At 37.8% G+C, this 18,263-nt stretch carries 13 protein-coding genes and 1 riboswitch; of the genes, 7 read left to right on the top strand and 6 right to left on the bottom strand.

Annotated features, from left to right (window positions below):
* Positions 1-257 precede the first annotated feature (257 nt).
* The 5 genes from FN831_RS15760 (at position 258) to FN831_RS15740 (ending at position 8,553) form a co-directional block, all read left to right on the top strand.
* Positions 258-866, top strand: a complete 609-nt coding sequence (locus FN831_RS15760; protein WP_142529133.1) for an RNA polymerase sigma-70 factor — start codon at positions 258-260, stop codon at positions 864-866.
* A 97-nt stretch (positions 867-963) separates the two neighbouring features.
* Entirely contained in the window at positions 964-2,097 is a 1,134-nt protein-coding gene (locus tag FN831_RS15755) for a FecR family protein (protein ID WP_142529132.1), read from the top strand.
* 198 nt (positions 2,098-2,295) lie between these two features.
* Positions 2,296-5,571 carry a SusC/RagA family TonB-linked outer membrane protein gene (locus FN831_RS15750; protein ID WP_185960502.1) on the top strand — a complete coding sequence of 1,092 codons (3,276 nt, stop codon included), beginning with the start codon at positions 2,296-2,298 and terminating at the stop codon, positions 5,569-5,571.
* 9 nt (positions 5,572-5,580) lie between these two features.
* Entirely contained in the window at positions 5,581-6,945 is a 1,365-nt protein-coding gene (locus tag FN831_RS15745; RefSeq protein ID WP_142529130.1) for a RagB/SusD family nutrient uptake outer membrane protein, read from the top strand.
* Positions 6,946-7,059: 114 nt separating this feature from the next.
* The gene (locus tag FN831_RS15740) at positions 7,060-8,553 is read left to right on the top strand and encodes a TlpA family protein disulfide reductase (protein WP_142529129.1); all 1,494 of its coding nucleotides are present in this window, start codon (positions 7,060-7,062) and stop codon (positions 8,551-8,553) included.
* 42 nt (positions 8,554-8,595) lie between these two features.
* Here the strand turns inward: FN831_RS15740 and FN831_RS15735 are convergent, their stop codons facing one another.
* The 6 genes from FN831_RS15735 to FN831_RS15710 all read right to left on the bottom strand — a co-directional run bounded on the left by FN831_RS15735 (position 8,596) and on the right by FN831_RS15710 (position 15,372).
* Positions 8,596-8,826, bottom strand: coding sequence for a hypothetical protein (locus tag FN831_RS15735; protein ID WP_142529128.1), 231 nt, complete (start codon positions 8,824-8,826; stop codon positions 8,596-8,598).
* Positions 8,827-8,957: 131 nt separating this feature from the next.
* Positions 8,958-9,950, bottom strand: a complete 993-nt coding sequence (locus FN831_RS15730) for a hypothetical protein (protein ID WP_142529127.1) — start codon at positions 9,948-9,950, stop codon at positions 8,958-8,960.
* Positions 9,951-10,048: 98 nt separating this feature from the next.
* Positions 10,049-10,525, bottom strand: coding sequence for a MauE/DoxX family redox-associated membrane protein (locus FN831_RS28440; protein WP_142529126.1), 477 nt, complete (start codon positions 10,523-10,525; stop codon positions 10,049-10,051).
* 265 nt (positions 10,526-10,790) lie between these two features.
* Entirely contained in the window at positions 10,791-11,387 is a 597-nt protein-coding gene (locus FN831_RS15720; RefSeq protein WP_142529125.1) for a Crp/Fnr family transcriptional regulator, read from the bottom strand.
* A gap of 303 nt (positions 11,388-11,690) precedes the next feature.
* Positions 11,691-13,181 carry a PepSY domain-containing protein gene (locus FN831_RS15715; RefSeq protein WP_142529124.1) on the bottom strand — a complete coding sequence of 497 codons (1,491 nt, stop codon included), beginning with the start codon at positions 13,179-13,181 and terminating at the stop codon, positions 11,691-11,693.
* A 49-nt stretch (positions 13,182-13,230) separates the two neighbouring features.
* Complete coding sequence (locus FN831_RS15710) at positions 13,231-15,372, bottom strand: TonB-dependent receptor (protein WP_185960501.1); 2,142 nt, start codon at positions 15,370-15,372, stop codon at positions 13,231-13,233.
* 175 nt (positions 15,373-15,547) lie between these two features.
* Positions 15,548-15,677: riboswitch (cobalamin riboswitch) on the bottom strand.
* Between the two features lie 110 nt (positions 15,678-15,787).
* Between FN831_RS15710 and FN831_RS15705 the strand changes: the two genes are divergently transcribed.
* Both FN831_RS15705 and FN831_RS15700 read left to right on the top strand, forming a co-directional pair.
* Positions 15,788-17,680 carry a DUF4153 domain-containing protein gene (locus FN831_RS15705; protein WP_142529122.1) on the top strand — a complete coding sequence of 631 codons (1,893 nt, stop codon included), beginning with the start codon at positions 15,788-15,790 and terminating at the stop codon, positions 17,678-17,680.
* Positions 17,681-17,744: 64 nt separating this feature from the next.
* Positions 17,745-18,260, top strand: a complete 516-nt coding sequence (locus FN831_RS15700) for an ExbD/TolR family protein (RefSeq protein WP_142529121.1) — start codon at positions 17,745-17,747, stop codon at positions 18,258-18,260.
* Positions 18,261-18,263 lie beyond the last annotated feature (3 nt).

Raw genomic sequence — 18,263 nt, 5'->3', positions numbered from 1 at the left:
CCAATCTCCCCGCTGAAATATTTAAAGCTGATCAATAAAAATATACTTTGATAACATCTGAGCAGTTTCAAAAAGCCAGGAAACATAAAAGTTTTAAATCCTGTAAAATAGCTAGTTATTAATAGCTAAATCGGATTTTATAGCCATAAAGCCACATAATTTAGAATAATTATATATGACTGTATTATCAAAACTGTATAAACCTAAAAGCCGTAGGTTATATTTGATCCACCAAATAGGCTATCATTTATTATACAATGGCTGATTTAAATTCTCTCTCAGATCTCCAGTTATTCGACCTTTTTAAGTCGGGCAACGTAAATGCCTTCGGAAAAATATATGACAGGCACAGGACTCCCCTTGTGGTGTTCGTCAACAGCATGGTAAAGGATCAGGATATAGCCCAGGATATTGTTCAGGAAGTTTTTACCGTTGTATTTCAACGTGCGCAGAGCCTGGAGATCAATTCCTCAGAACATTTGGCCAACTACCTTTACAGAGCAGTCAGGTTCAAAGTTTTCAATGCTATTAAGCACGAGCAAACTAAAACGAATTATTTAGAATCCATAGCCAATTTTGCCTCAGAAAGTTACAATCAGGCAGATCAGGATGTGCACCTGAAAGAACTGGCCGAAATTATCGAAGCCACTGTTCAGAGTATGCAACCACGCATGCGTGAAATCTTTAATCTGAGTCGTAAGCAACATCTGTCTCATAAAGAAATTGCAGAATTGTTAAGCCTTACGGAAAATACCGTAAGTACCCAGATCCAACGCGCTCTCTTTGTACTTCGCAATAATAAAGAGATCCAAAACTCCCTACTCCTTATAGCTCTACATTTACTGCAATACAAATGTATTTTTTAGACTGATAATCAGTGATTTAAGAAGTATTTGTAATTTTCTTTGATTTCCCTATGATGGATGTTACCAGTTGAGCTGATTCTATATTGTAAACCTTTACATGTTTATAATGAAAAAAGAAGAAGTAATTGCGTTGATCCAAAAATACCAGGATGGGGAATGTACTCCTGAAGAAGTAAACTTCCTGGAAGAGTGGTTCAATGTGGAAGCACGAAAAAATGTTGGCACTCCTATCGATGAGAGTGTTTTCATTTCTCATGAGGCTGGCCGTGAACTGATCCTGTCTACTCAACTTCCTGTCAAAACAAAACGTGTTTCTATATATAAAAAATACAGATGGCTTGGTTATGCTGCATCTCTTGCAATCTGTCTGGCGGGGCTATATCTTTTAAACAAGAACCTGCGCCAGGATATTAACCCAGGTGGTAACATGGCGATTTTGACGCTCGCAAGCGGAAAAAAGATAAATCTGACTGATGCAAAAAATGGGCAATTGGTTGTAGAATCTGGCCTACAGATCACCAAGAGCAGCGATGGTCAGTTAGTCTTTAAGATGGAGGAAGGTTCATCATCACGTTCTTCGAAAAGAGATGCTTATAATACCATAGAAACTCCCAAAGGAGGACAATATATTGTGCTTTTGCCGGATGGCTCAAAGGTATGGCTTAACGCCGCTTCAACCCTATCATTTCCAACAACTTTTGATGTCACTCGAAACGTTGAACTGAGCGGCGAAGCCTACTTTGAAGTTACTAAAGATAAAGCTCATCCTTTTGTGGTTAAAAGTTCATCTCAATCTGTGACTGTATTGGGTACCCATTTCAATATCAGTAACTATGCTGATGACGCTGAAACGAAAACTACTTTGCTTGAAGGATCTGTTAAGGTCCACTCTGCTGCAGCCAAAGGCACTGCGGATCTCCTGCTGAAACCTGGAGAAGAAACTGTGCTATCTGGTAATTCATTTCTCGTGCAGAAAGCTGCTTCTGGTGTAGCCGTAGCGTGGAAGGATAATCTTTTCAAGTTTAATGACGAAAGACTGGAAAGTATACTGGTGAAGGTAGCGCGATGGTACAATGTAAGTGTCTATTATGACAAGGAGTCTCTGAAAGATCAGAAGTTTAGTGGCTCCATCTCAAAATTCACAACAATAAGCAAAGTCTTGAAAAAATTAGAAATCGTTGGATCTGTTCACTTTAAAATTGAAGGAAGGAGGATTATCGTAAAAGAGTAGAAATATCCAGGCGAACCAGATACAAAAAACAAAGCCCCGACGGCAATCGGAGCTCTGTAAGATGTTTGAATTCGCTTAATGACAAGTGCCTAGTAAACACCATAAATCAACCACAAACCAAACACACCACTAATGTATAAAATTTCTACAAATTTTTTATGCAAGCCTCCGCGCTGCATACACAAAACCTTGCTGGTCATGAAACTAACGATCATGTTATTAATAGCAACCATAATGCAGGTTAGTGCAACTTCGTTTGCACAGCAGGTTACCCTGTCAAAGAAAAACATAACGATATCCGAGCTTTTTGATGAAGTATATAAGCAAACAGGATATACCGTTGTTTGGAAATCAGATCAGCTAAAAGGTTCAACCACCCTCGATGCGAAGTTTTCCAAAACTCCACTGTCTGAAGTTATCTCAAAAACTCTGCAGGGAAAACAGCTTTCTTTTGAGATTGAAGATAATACGGTTTTGATTAAACCGAGTTCAGAGAAATCGATAGTTGAAAAGGTGATCGCTTATTTTCAGTCAATTGATGTACGAGGAAGAGTTGTAGATGAGAATGGGAATGGATTAGCAGGAGCTACAATTAAAGTTAAAGGAACGGGTAAATCCGTTTTGTCTAATAGTGAGGGAGAGTTCTATTTAAATAATGTAGAAGAAAACGTCATTTTAATTATCTCTTATTTGGGTTACAAAACACGAGAAGTTACTGCATTATCACAACTGGAAACAATCTCAATGGAAATTCTTAACAGTGATCTCGATGAAGTCACTGTCAATGCAGGGTATTATACTGTAAGTAATAAAAATCGAACAGGAAATATTTCGAGGGTCACATCGGAAACTATTGCTCAACAACCAGTTAACAACCCAGTACTTGCTTTACAAAATCGAGTTCCGGGGTTATTGATCACTCAGCAAACAGGAATGCCAGGTGGTGGCGTATCAGTACAAATTCGAGGAAGGAATAGCATCAACACGGCTGTTGGAAACGATCCACTTTATATCATTGATGGAGTAGTTTATCCTTCTAATAAAGTTTCACCTTCATTACCAATACTTGGACTAGATGGAGCTAGTCCATTAAGTATGGTAAATCCAAATGACATCGAAAGTATAGAAATACTTAAAGATGCAGATGCTACTTCAATATACGGATCAAGGGGAGCAAATGGTGTCATATTAATAAAAACGAAAAGGGGTAGTATTGGCTCATTAAGAATCAATGCTTCAATCAATCAGGGAATCAGCCAAGTTGATAAGAGACTAGATCTTTTAAACACGCAACAGTACTTAGAATTACGTAAGGAAGCATACTTCATAAATGGTAAACTAACAACAAGTTCTCCTACCTATATAAATCAAAATGACATAAATGGCAATTACGACCAAAGCAAATATACAGATTGGCAAAAAGAGCTAATCGGTCGCACAGCAAACACTACAACTTCATCTTTAAATATTAGTGGGGGAAGTGACAAAATCAATTACCTCTTAGGTGCAAATTATTATCAAGAGGGCTCTGTATTTCCGGGTAATTTTGGCTATAAGCGTGGTGGAATGACTTCCAGTTTAAATGTTGGAACAGAAAAGGACAGATTAAATATAAGCTTTATTGCCAACTATAATCATGTCCAAAGTAGTTTAATGAAGGAAGACATTACTTATAACATATATCTTCCTCCAAATTATCCAGATTTGTTAGATAAAGATGGACAATTAAATTGGAGTAACAATACTCTATTTGTCAATCCACTTGCTAGCTTACAAAAATTGGCTAATAGTGGATCCGATAACCTCATTGCCAACATTGCCTTAAAATATAGACTTCTAAATCATTTATTTTTGAAAGCTTCTATAGGATATAACATGATAAAACGCGATGATCACAGCATAGTTCCGTTGTCAAGCTTTTCCCCGGCACTTTCTTTAACAGCCACAGCGAGAGAGGCAACTTTCAGTAATACATTCAATAACACTCTGATGGTTGAACCCCAACTTACGTACAAAAATAAATTTGGACCAGGAAACTTTGATACTCTACTTGGAATGAGTATCCAAAGTAACAATAATGAATCACGAAATTTAATTGCCAACGGTTTTAATAGTGATGGTTTAATGGACAATATAAGTTCAGCTTCGACTTTAATTTCTAGATTATCCGCCGCACAATATCGTTATATTGCAGTTTTTGCGAGATTCAATTATAATTTATATGATAAATATGTTTTTAATCTTACAGCTAGAAGAGATGGCTCAAGTAGGTTTGGCGATGATAAACGTTTTGCAAACTTTGGTGCCATCGGAGCTGCCTGGATATTTTCTGAGGAGAATATGTTTAAAAAACATTTTGCATTTTTAAGCTTCGGAAAACTTAGAGGTAGCTATGGAATAACAGGAAATGACCAAATACCTGACTATCAATATCTTCAACTATGGGCACCTGGCCAAATCTATCAAAGTTTACCTACTAATATCCCTAATAACTTGGGTAACAAAGACTTCTCATGGGAAACCAACCGTAAATTAGAAGCAGCATTACAACTTGGCTTTGTAAAAAACAGATTAAACATAGAGATTTCATGGTATAGAAATAGGTCGTCTAATCAACTCATTGGTGACCCTTTACCTCCCAGCACTGGGAATTCACTCATCGTAGCTAACCGACCAGCAACTGTTCAAAACATTGGTTGGGAAATGGAGACAAACTATAAACTTATAAATTCGGAATCCTGGCAATGGTTTACAGGAATTAATATGACGGTACCGAAGAATAAATTGATATCATATCCAGATATTGAGAATTCTAGTGACGCTTATAATTATGTCGTGGGCAAGCCACTATCAACAAAACGAATATATAATGTTAGAGGAATAAATAGCCAGACTGGCCTCTACGACATTGAAGATTATGACAACAATGGAATCATAAATAATAATGATCGCTATTTAAATAAATTTACGGGAATATACTTTTATGGAGGATTTCAAAATAGTATAAGTTTCAAAAGCGTAAGCTTAGATTTTCTTATTGCATTTACAAAACAAAGGTCCAGCCTGAATTATATGAACATCGGCCTACTACCAGGTTATTTGTCACGTACTCTTCCAACAAGTAACTACCCAACAATAGTACTTCAAAGATGGCAGCAGATAGGAGATGTAAGTTCAATTCCAAAAGTGAGTGCAACATTAGGATCAAATTATACAAACTATTCGAATGCTAGAGATAATGGAGGCGAATCTATTACTAATAGCTCATTTGTTAGGTTAAAGAATGTCTCGATATCTTATAATGTACCAAAAGCCTGGTTACAAAGAATCAATTTAAGTAATGCAAAATTTACCTTACAAGGACAAAATCTGCTTACTTACACAAACTATATCGGATTAGATCCTGAAAATCAAGCTATATCTTATTTGCCCCCGTTACGAAGTATGACACTAGGGTTAAACCTTACACTTTAAAATATTATTATGAAAAAGAAGTTGATAAAATATATTTTTTTGATTTTCGCTGTTTTGAATTTCAGCTGCAAGAAATTTACAGAAATTAATCCCCCGGTATCTTACCTAGGACAGGAAACATTATTTCAAAATGATGACCTAGCAATATCAGCTATCGGGGGTATTTATAGTAGAATGTCTTCCACTCAAGAAGTAAACAGCATTAATCACCTATGTGGCCTTTCTGCTGATGAATTAACAAATTATAACAGTGGGCCGGGCGTTGCAGCATTCTATGACAATCAATTGACCGATCTAAATACCTCAAACAACACATTATTTTTAGATAATTATGCATATATCTATACTGCAAACTCTATTATTGAAGGATTAGAGAAATCTAACAATTTAACACCGGCCGTCAAATTACAACTACAAGGCGAAGCACATTTCATTAGGGCATTCTGTTATTTCTACCTGGTTAATTTATATGGATCGATACCAGTTCAGGTCATCACAGATTATAAAGAGAATAGAACATTACCAAGATCAAGTATCGATAAAGTATACCGACAAATCGTTGCTGATCTAAAAATTGCCGAAGTGTCATTAACAGACAAATATGTTACGACCGAAAGAGTTCGACCAAATTTAGGAGCAGCACAGGCATTGATGGCAAGAACTTATCTTTTTCTTCAAGACTGGACTAACGCAGAAAAGTATGCTACAGCTGTAATTGACAAAGGAAACATTTATTCCCTCGTTGATCTTGAAAACGTTTTTTTAAAAAACAGTTCAGAAGCAGTATGGCAACTAGTTCCGCCTGTCAATACTAATACTACTGAAGGACAATTCTTTATATTAACAACTTCACCGACTAACGTTGCTGTAGATAATCGACTTATAAACGATGCTTTTGAGCTTGGTGATAAAAGAAAATCCAATTGGTTGAAAAGTTTGACAATTGCTACCACTACATATTATTATCCTTTTAAATATAAAATTAGATCATCGACGACTATTACTGAATATTCAACAGTATTAAGACTAGCAGAACTGTATTTGATTAGATCTGAAGCAAGGGCGCAATTAAACAATTTGGCTGGCTCGATTGACGATATTGATAAACTAAGGAATAGGGCGGGAGTAACGTTGGTGAAAAATACCAATGCAACTATCACGAAAACAGATTTGTTGGATCTAATCCTCAAGGAGAGAAGGGCTGAGCTTTTCACGGAATGGGGACATAGATGGTTAGATCTTAAAAGGACTAATAGAGCGAATGTCGTTTTAGGAGCAATCAAAAGTACTTGGCTATCGACTGATTTACTATATCCTATTCCCTATGACGAGATGAGTCGTAATCCTAATATGATACAAAATCCTGGTTATTGATTCTTTTAATTTTTAATATTATTTGATAAAATGTTTGACAAGCAAATTTCCTTATAAACCACAATCATGAAAATTCTATTAATAAGCCTGTTATCGATCATATACATCTGCTTCATGAATAATGCCTCGGCTCAAGAACATCTAATGGGCAAGCCTATTCTAACTGGAAAGATCCAATATACCAAGAAAAATCTACCTGATAGCATTATGATTACAGTAGTCTCCAAGCTTAACTATTGGGAGCCGGCGGACCGTAATATCATCAAAATGAATGTTAACCACGAATTTAGTTTTGAGTTTAATAAAGCTAATAAATTAATATTATTTAAGCCGGTGGCCATTAGAAATACTGGAGTGAACGGATCGGGCGAGGCAAAAAGCTGGGGTACTTATTATGCCGAACCCACAGATAAAGTACATATTGATATCTTTGATCGACAAATAGAGTCTTTATATGGTGCGAAAGAAGATTCGCTTCGTTTTTCGGGTATGGGCGCTGAAAAATATAATCTCATCTTCAGTTTAAATAGAATATTTTATCATTATTTTTCACTTATTCCTAAAGAACCTGGTCAAAACTTAGATAGTCTAGATTCATTTCTGCACAATTTCAACCAGCTTAGAAAGCAGTACATTAACAAAATCGAAACCACGATTAATTCATCTTCAAAAACCAGCTCACAAATACATAAACTTTTGACATATAGCTATTCTACTCAATTTAATTTACTATGGGCCAGCTATCATGAATTAGCTTATAAAAAGTGTAGTGGTTTCCATAATCTTCAAAAAAGGATTATTGAAAATTTCAATCAATATGAATCAGAAGTAATCGATGTAAAAGTTGAAGATATAGTTCTTTATAATCCTCACTATTTCCAATGGATCAGTTCAATCATCAAGACTAAAGAATTTTTGAATAATGAGGGAAATATTGACTTAGCAGGTTTTTATAAGGCTATAACAAATACATATAGTCAAAAGATCAGAGAGCGAATGATTATTGAACTATTTATGGGAACATATGGAACCGAACGTCTTTCGAATATTTATGAAGTTAGCGACTCTCTATTAGCAGATGCACGCAAATACCTTCAATCGCGAATTGGAAGATTAATAATTTCCGAAAAGATGAAATTTAAAAAAGGTGCACCATTATATAACGGGGAATTTATAACCTTGGATGACAAAAAATTCACCACCGCTTCATTGAAAGGAAAGGTTTTTTTGCTTGAAATGTGGGGTGTTGGATGCACGGCTTGTGCGGGGTATCATGCTAAATTTGAACAGGAATTATGGCCAATACTTAAAAATAAAAAAGATTTTAAAATGCTGTCAATAAATGATGGAAAAACAAAAGATTGGTGGCTACGTGGTATAGATAGTAAATTATATACCTCTAAGGATTACATCAACGTTTCAAATTTGCCATATTCATCATTTAACCACCCATTTTTCAAATATTATGCAGTTTATGGGGCGCCATTTATGCTTTTGGTAGACAAAGAAGGGAAAATTGTCGCTCAAATAAAAACAGATATTCAATCCAAAGAGTTACTGGCTTTGATAGATAATGCTTTATCAGAAAAGCATAGTTATTCCAAATAGACAATTGGGCCTAGCCGATATCTCGACTAGGCCCAATGAATGTTATTGAACTGTATATTGTTCCTCTTCAAAATTATAGGAACTAGGTGGCAAGTAAGACCCACTACTACCTACTGGTCTTATATTCTCAGGAATGTTAATACATAAGGGACCTGTTGAAGCAGGGCAAGTATAAACCTTATTTGTTGGCGATTGGTATTGTTGAGCATAAGATGTGATTGCTCCGCCTATAGCAACTGTTGCTAATAAAGCGCTAAAAATTACTCTTTTCATAATTATAATATTTGTTTAAGTACCTACTATCTTACAGGTTTTCGGTTTCTCCTGATTCAATTGGCCAATGAATATTTTACAAATTGTAGTAAAACGAATGAGTTTCGTACTACATCTTATTTATACAGACATTAAGTTTTTCGCTTAATTATTAAAGCAACAAGATAGTTCCTGTAGCAAGCGACTATTTTATTTCTATTAAATTTAAATTGACGAATTTTGTACCCCCTATATTTTGGAACATAGAAACTATACAGGTATCTACCATTGTAAATTGAGTACACATCAATGGGATCAGATTTCCATAAATCTTCTTTCTTTTCGTTGTCTGCGACTAAATTAGAATTAACGTATACATTAGCAGAATCAGTAACTAGATATCTATTTACAATCTGATTTGATGCCTCCAAAAACGTTTTGTTGCTAATCTTTCCGCTACTATACCGAAATGGTCTAGTAATAATCTTAATTTTGGCTAGCCGATTCGTATCAATTGTGTTTGCTTTGTATAGAATTTTTAGATTTGTATCTAAACATAGAAACTGTCCACGATTATAAAACATGTAAAATATTTTGGAATGTTTTATATCATACTCCATACTGCCATCCGAACAAAATAATCCATCTACCTGTTTAGGTATTGAGAATTCATTTATTATCCTGGAATTTTTCGATAACTTTATTTTAATCAATTTTGTACTATACTTGCCATTTGCATTTGTAAAAACGCTGCCAATTATTGTATTTTTAGAAATAGGTATAATCGCATGAATTGAAACCGGAGGTAACTTATAGATTAAACTGGAATTTTTAAATATCACAGCCAAATCACCAGTTTTATTAATACTAAATATCGTCGAACCCATTCTATGCATTTCAAGGGGACGATTACCAATTGGAAAATCCTTCGGGACATTTATATGTAAGTCTCTTATATTTTGAAGAGAATAGTCTATCTTTTTTGCAACGAAGCTTTTGGTTAAATCTGAAATCCAGATATTATTATCAGGATCCGAAAGAAACCCAAAATTATAATCACTAAATTCGTAATACTTGTCCAGGATAATGTTTGAATCTATAAATTTTCTACTAAATCCGTTTTTTTTCTTATCCTCTCTACTCATTAAAATAAAAGCGAAAATAAAAATAGAGCAAAATGATATTATTAACAAAACGACCATACTTCTTCTCATAGTGATAATATTTTATATTTTATTGTAAATCATATTTTTCTTCGGAAATCAATTCGATTGCTATAAGCTTCCAACTGTATTGCCAATACTGCCATAAATAGAAATACACCGTTAAATATTAAATGCTGGTTCCAACTCAAGGATTGTATTATTCCTCCGCAACTGCAAGGTATTGAGCTGGTAAATTTTAAAATTGAAATTATGTAAACAGTAAAAAGTGACATTAGAGTAAAAGCTGCATATAACCCGATTTTTAGTGTGCCAGGAATTATAAGTAAAATTGATATAGCAATTTCAACTAGAGGAATCAATAAAGACAGTACGTCAGCGAAACTTGATAAAATCGGAGACTTTTGCAGTTGTAGATTAAAATTTTTAAAATCAAAAAGCTTTATTGCACCCGCGTATATGAATAGTAAGATATATAAAGAACTGATTAGATTGATATAGGTGAATCTGTCAACTAAAAACGCCCTTACGCGATGAAATATATTTATAGTTTTCATATATTATAATCTTTGAATTAATCAATTTGAAAATTGCACCGACATTGACAATACTAATATACCATCAATAGTCCTACAGGTTGTGAAACACATGATGCAATCTAACGTAACACACATTACATTAACACGTTACGAAGAACACCTATTAAAGTTAGAATTTGTATCGGAACCACCTAAGCCCTCTTTGAACAAAAAATCAAAAATAAAGGAAGCTCCTAAAAGCTTCCCTCCAACCCTAAAACATAAATTGTTCTTGCAAATTTCCCTAAGCTTTCTTAGACCTATATATAGTCTGCCTGGTAGTCCCAGTATAAGATGCGATATCCCGCTGTGAAAACTTCTGATCCGCCTTCGGCATAATCTGCAGCAGCTTCTGATACCTAGCCGCTGGCGTCAGCGTCATAAAATCAATTACCCTTGTACGATTGTACTCTATATCATTCAATAAAATAACATTAATAGCGATTTCCACATACGGATACTTTTCCGTGATCTGTGCGATATTACTGCGCGTTAAAGACAGCAACGTACTATCCTGCGTCAGCTGAATAAACATATTGCTTGGTTTTGCAAAGAAATAGCTGGAGCAGTCGCAAATCACCTGATGTTCATCCCACATATATAATAGTTTCTCGTCTCCCATATCATCATACAAAAATCCCCGTGCGGCACCACTTTCCAGAAAAAAGATCTGATCTGAGACATTCCCTGGAGTGAGGAGCAGTTCGTTTTTATGACGTCTCGACAGCAACAGATTCTCGTCAATAATTTCCATGAGCGCTTCGCGCTTTTTTACATCTTTTAATTCATCTGGCAAATTGTTCACACCAAAAAGGACATCATATAGTTTATGATTCATCATACCATGTTTACTCTCTTGTTTTTAGAAATAGACAATTATCAATAGCTATAACACAGATGGAGGAGCTATCCTGAATAAAGAGGAATGTGAAATATATCTGTTTAGGAATTGACAGTAATAATAAAACACAAAAGGAAGGCTTTAAATATAAGTTACCACTTATAATTAACAGGAGAATTCACATTTACAATCCCACCAATTTGTGTAATTAAATTACGGGTATTCATCCAATTATGCAAGTACTTTTTGAATTTATTTTCGTATAAATACGAAAAACCTAATTTAAACGCTACTAAAATGATTTTATAGTTTTACTTTTTTGCGAAGATATTTCAGAGCCAGGAGGAGTCCTGTTAGACTTACAGCAGTTCCACCTGTTAACAGTATGATCATCAACACATCCCATACCGGCCGGTAATGCTGCAGATTAAAAAAATCAAGGCTATGCAAACCATGATACAGCCATCTGCTCATCCTTGCAGAAGAAGTATTCTTCAAAAGAATTGACCCCGTTGAAGGATCTGCGTAATACCAGGTATTTTCCGCATCATTATATTGTACCCGCAGCACAGGAAGAACATTGTCATTGTGTTTAGAATAATAGTAATGATCCTCCTGATGGATCAGATTGACTTTGGAAGGAATACCATCAGGATGAACCAACTGGATTGCACGCATCATCAGCCCTTGCGAAAAATACGGGAAAGGAGCCACTGCCCTCCCTCCCTTTAAACCAGACAATTCTGCAAGGGTAATCTGCGTTTGTCCTTTTGAATTATAAGCGATATAATAACTCTTGCCCTGAAAGCGCTTCAGTTCAATTTCAACTGGCAAAAATCCTTCATTCAAAGCAGAAAATGCCTGACCAGGTAATTTGGTAAAAGATCTGACCATCAGGTTACCGCCTTGCAATAACCGATTCTCCCGAGCTGTGATATCAACTTCCGGGCTCCAGTCAAAAGGAGACATCGTTAACAAACCGCTGAACACCCAGGTGAACGTAAACAGGCCAAAGATAAAACCTGTATAATGATGCCACCTGAACCATCTCTCGCGGTAAGGACTGGTATAGCTCCTCTTCTTTTTCTTTACCCTGATAAACCCCACAACGATCCCGGCAATACTGGCAAAAATACCCAGCGAAGAAAAAAGAATAACCACAAACCTCCACAACGGCCTCCGCAGGATCAGTTCCTTAGGATAGATCCAATGGATAATCGGCCCGCACCATGCCAGTATCCGCTGCGAAAACGTATGTACCTGCAGGATCTCCCCGCTTTTGGATGAAATATAGGTCACCGTTTCAGCAGGGTCATTCATCCTGATCCTGTAAACAGGCATATGTAATAGAAATGCAGAACGCGGTATCCACTGATCCAACTCTGTGATTTTTTCAAGAAGCACAGGCGAATAACCTCCGGAAAGGTAATTCACCGCAATAGCACTGGCCTGTGCAGCTGATAACATTTTAACCGGGCTGCCATTATCTGCATAAAACGAATACAATTCCCCTTCGTTATTTTCCAATCTCAGAACTGGCCTGTTCAGCAACATATTTAGCCGGATCCGTTTCCAGGATGTATCCTGCGACAGCGAAGAACTCAATCGGGCAGGTATATATTTAGATGCACCTAAAGATAATCGCGCCAGATGCGCCAGACGGTGCTTCTTGCTGTACTGCGGAAAATCCACATACATCATCACAAATCCTGAAAGAAACCAGGCTGCAAAAAACACGCACATAATCAGTCCGAACCAGCGGTGCAGTCTTACAATTTGGTTCTTTATCGTCATTATGAAAAAATGAAAATCCCCGCGGATCAACACCCGGGGGAATGAGTAATTAAAACTTATATCTTAAAGAAGCCAGGTAATTAGCCGGCTTGCCTGGATAAAGCTGGTTATCATTAATAGCAGAAATAAAATACTGCGTTTTATTAAACACATTATTTACGTTTAAGCCGATATCCACATGTTTAAATTGATAATGTACAGCGGCATTGATCACCGTATATGCAGGTAGCTTTACTGCATTATCGTTATCGGCGAAGCTGGTGCCGGTAAAGTTACCCCCTGCGGAAATCCTGAAACCATTGTCTTCAATCCGTCTGGCAAAGCGGTAAGTTGCCCAGAGATTAGCCTGATGGTCAGGAGCATAATATAAACGCTTGCCACTTAAATTCACTGTAGCAGACTGCACATAGTCTTTAAACCGCGCGTCGGTATAGCTATATCCGGCGGTAACAGATATATGGGCATTTGGCGTATAGGTCAAATCTTCTTCTATACCTTTAGAAACAGCTTTACCTGCCTGTTCAAATACCCCCGCACCCTTGCCAATGATAATATCAGACTTTCTGATGTGATATACACTGGTAGTAGAACTCAGCTGGTCATTGATCTGAAGCTTTACACCAAGTTCGGCCATTGCCCCTGTTTCTGGTTTCAATACAATATCATTTACCGGAAGCTGTCTCCCCGGTTTAAAATAATTGGAATACGAACCATAGATACTTACCGCAGTAACAGGCTCGTAAACCAGTCCGAACCGATAAGTAAGCGCATCAGATTTTCTGTCTGTCGCGATACCTTTTAGGAAGTCGCTCCCTGTTAGCTTATCCGTGCGGTATTCTCCTTTAAAATAATCATAACGCAAACCTACCAGTGCTTTCAGCTTTGCAGTAAAGTTGATCCAGTCCTGCAAATAGAAGGAAGTTGAAAACTCATTGAGTATCCTCCGGGTATCATTGGTAACCACGATGTTAGGCTGCGTTTCTACCGGATTGATCAGCCCAACGGTAGTTACAGGCGGCAGTCCGGAATCCCTGAATTGTTTCCAGTTCAGGTAATTTAAAGAGTTCCCAAAAGTAAAGCGCTGCTCAATCGCTCCTATTTTAAGCACAGAACTGAGTTCCAGTGTATTTTGGAGGGGCTTTAAACTGGTATTGAAGTTAAAGAACTCCCTGTTTACAGAATCCTGCGATGTATTTAAGTACAAGGTTTCTGAAGAAAAGTAATGGTAAGAATCACTGGCATAGGCAATGGTTTCCGTCAGCTTGGTATCCGCAGAAAAACTGTGGTTGTACCTCAGCTGGAAATCGTTGCGGCTGTACGTCATCCTGTCCTGCGGCGTATTGTAACGCGTAGAAAGCGCAACACCTGCAGGAATTGCCCCATTGATCGTAGGAATACCCGCATCCAGCTGATAATCATCTTTGGCAGCGCCGATCTGAAACTGGAACTGATCATTCGCAGTTAAAGCGTAATTTAATGCTAGGTAACCATTGGCTTTGCTAAATCCTGCCTTTCTCCATCCGTCCTGATCAGAGATCCCGAAATCAGCACGGTAACTCAGTTTACTGGTAATGGCTCCTCCGGCACCTGCCGTCATCCTCCTGGTATTGTAACTTCCATAGGCCAGGGAGAAATCGTATGTAGGAGTTGTGGTAGGCTGTTTTCTGATCACATTGATGATCCCTCCCAGTGCAGAATGCCCAAACAGCACTGATGCCGGGCCTTTTACTACTTCGATATGATCTACAGAAGCCGTGCTGCTTATCGGTGCACTCTGTGAGATGTTCTGGCGCTCATCCCTGAAGCCATCTACCAGCATCAGGTAATCCGTGAATCCCCTGATCACAAACTGCTGAAAACCACCGTAAGTTTCTACCGGATTTACACCGCTGACATTTTTGAGTGCGGATTGAAAATCATCTACCCCCTGATCATCAAGGATAGTTTTTCCGATTGAATTGAAAGTGATAGGAATCTGTTTTAAGGGAGCATTCAGTTTGAGGGTGCTCCTGCCCTGCTTGTTCGAATTGATATTTACTTCGTCGAGATCGTTGGTTACCGAATCTTTTGAGATTTTAGGTTTCTTTTCCTGTGCATCGGCCTGCGTGCAGAAAGCAGTACCGAGCAAACATACCATGATCGTAATTTTTTTAATGTGGCTGACCATCAGCGGCAAGCCATAGTTTTGCATTAGCATTTCTTTTAAAGGATTAAATGAATAAATCGGTTAAAAGCTCTCAAAGGCTAAAACTTCGCAATGCTTCAAAGAAAATTGGAATAGAGAAATCCGGGTACACCACTGCAGCGGCCGCCACAGCAATGATAACACAAATCAAATCTGACCAATTGCCTTTTTTCGCGAAAGCATTGTCAATACAGTAAAGGCAGGTATCTGGCTAATAACTTACGTTATACACAGTTGCGCGACAGCTCGTGATTCTAACACGATTCCCTATTCATCTGCAATTAAGCAGAACCTATACCGGTTGATGAAGAAATAATTAAAGAACTATAATGCGGCAAACTTAGGCAAAAATTCCAGTGCTTTAGTTTATTGATTTTAAATTATCGGATCTATCAAGTAAATTACCTGAAAATAAGAAACTATGGCGCTCCCTTCGATTCAGAATTTGATACAGGATATCAGGTATGTCATCATGCGTTTTCCGCTGGAAATAGCTTTTGCAATCATTGGCTCAATAGCCGCGATCATCAATATCAGAACAGGTTACCCTGATACTGATCAATCATACTGGTTCACGCGGGTAATCATGACGGCCAACCTGGGATTGCTGTTTAGCCTTTCGGCAAGTTTATACCTGGAAAGCAGGGCTGTAAAAGGGCCGCGGCTTTATCTGTTTAAGATCATTGTTGCATTGCTGGCATCCGGCCTGATATTTTTGCTGAACCCTGCGCTGCAGGAAGATGATTACCAGAGGTTCTTCTTATTGAGCCTAGCAGGGCACCTGCTGGTTTCCTTTGCAGCTTATGTTCATGCAGATTCGGTACAGGGCTTCTGGCAGTTTAATAAAACGATCTTCCTCCGTTTCCTCACGAGCGTGCTGAACAGCGGTGTACTTTACCTGGGATTAGCCGCAGCGATTGGCGCCACCAAATTCCTGTTTAATGTTGATCTGGGGAGCAACTCCTATTCCATATTATTTGTACTGATCGCAGGGATATTCAATACCTTGTTTTTTCTTGCAGGCATCCCTAAAGATCTGGATACATTAAACGAAGATTTCACTTATCCAAAAGCACTAAAAATATTTACGCAATATGTGCTGATCCCACTGGCAACAATTTATGTGATAATACTGCTGGCCTATGAAGCCAAAATTATAATAGAATGGAACCTTCCGAAAGGACTGGTATCCAACCTGATCCTGGGATACGCGGTATTTGGGATTCTTGCGATCCTGATGATCTTCCCGATCCGCGAGCAGGAGGAAAATAAATGGATAAAGACTTATGCACGCAGCTTTTACTTTTTAATGCTGCCATTGATCGTGCTGTTATTCCTTGCCGTAGGTACCAGGGTGTTTCGATATGGGATCACCGAGAACCGGTACTTCCTGATCATGCTTGCCATCTGGTTGCTCGGGGTGACGATCTATTCCCTCCTCTCGCGTAAGCAGAATATCAAGGTGATACCGATTTCGCTTTGTATTTTTACGCTGTTGTCTATCTATGGGCCGCAGAGTGCATTTTCGGTATCTGAGTATTCACAGAAAAAAATCCTCACTGATATTTTTAAGAGGAACAATGCTTTTAAGGATCACAAAATGACCAGGTTGAAAAGCATATCCGCAAAAGATGGAAACCGGGCTGCCAGGACTTTAAGATATATCATTGAACATTATGATTATCAAGCCCTGCAACCTTATACCAATGCAAACCTGGATCATGTTTCAGATTCACTGGAGCATACAAAAGAAGCGACTAAAGCCAATAAGTATAGTAGAAAGTATTTCCTGAGAGAAGCTAAAGTCAGCTGGGTACAGTCGCAGCTGGGACTTGGTAAATTCAGCAGCTCTGCTTATGGGGACTATGAATCGAACGAAAAGCGGATGATAGAGGATGCTTATGTGGTAAAAAACAAACAGCCGGACCTGACAAATGTTGCTGGCTATGATTACGTAATGCAGGACCATTCTGCTGATAATAGCGACGTCACGGTTAGCGGCAATCTCAGCATCACAAAAACCATAAAAAATAAGGGATGGGTATCAGTCAAAATCAATAACGACAGTGCGCTCTTTGATTTAAAAGCGCTGATCGGCACCCTGCCGAAAGATCCCGCAAAACAAGACGGTTATAAATTTAATGGCGTAGCGCATGAATATAATCTTCCATCCGGCGCGTTGAGCATTGTGCAGGAAACAAAAAATTTCAGGATCGTTTATCAGGTAAACTCCATCAGCTATTCGAGAGGGGAAAACAAAGTATTAAAAGATTACATCTACAGCTACGGCGTATTTCTGATCAAAGTAAAATGATCAGAAATTTTGATATGGAATAAGTAAAAATCCGGCATCATGACTTAAACTAATCTTCACGATCATGGCTGAATTAAACACCACTTCCAGAAACAGAAAAGAAACACCAAAAGTAGATCTGACAGCAATGGTAGACCTGGCATTTCTGCTGATCACTTTCTTTATGCTCACCACTTCGCTCGCCAAACAAAATGCGATGGATATTGTGAAACCAGATGAAAATGATGAAAGCGATTTTAACGAGCTTCCGGCGTCAAGGACGATGACAATTCTATTGGGAAAAAATAATAAGGTAGCCTGGTATATGGGCGAAGCAGGAAAAAGCAGGCCTTATATTGACGACTACAAACAGATCAGGAAGTCGATCCTGATTAACAAGATGAAACTGGTTTCTGGAAAAATCACTGATAAGAAATCATTGATCGTGGTGATTAAGCCCACCTCCGGTGCCACTTATAAAAACTTTGTCGACATCATGGATGAACTGAGCATTGCAAAAATCACTACAGCACCTTCCATTGACGACGATCATATCACTGAGGCAGAAAAAGCATTTATGAAAGAAAGGCAGATCCTGTAAGTT

It is taken from the genome of Pedobacter westerhofensis, assembly GCF_900182595.1.
In the GTDB taxonomy this organism is placed as follows: Bacteria; Bacteroidota; Bacteroidia; order Sphingobacteriales; family Sphingobacteriaceae; genus Pedobacter; species Pedobacter westerhofensis.
The sequence above is the reverse complement of the archived record's forward strand: the minus strand, read 5'-3'. Positions and strand labels throughout refer to the sequence as shown.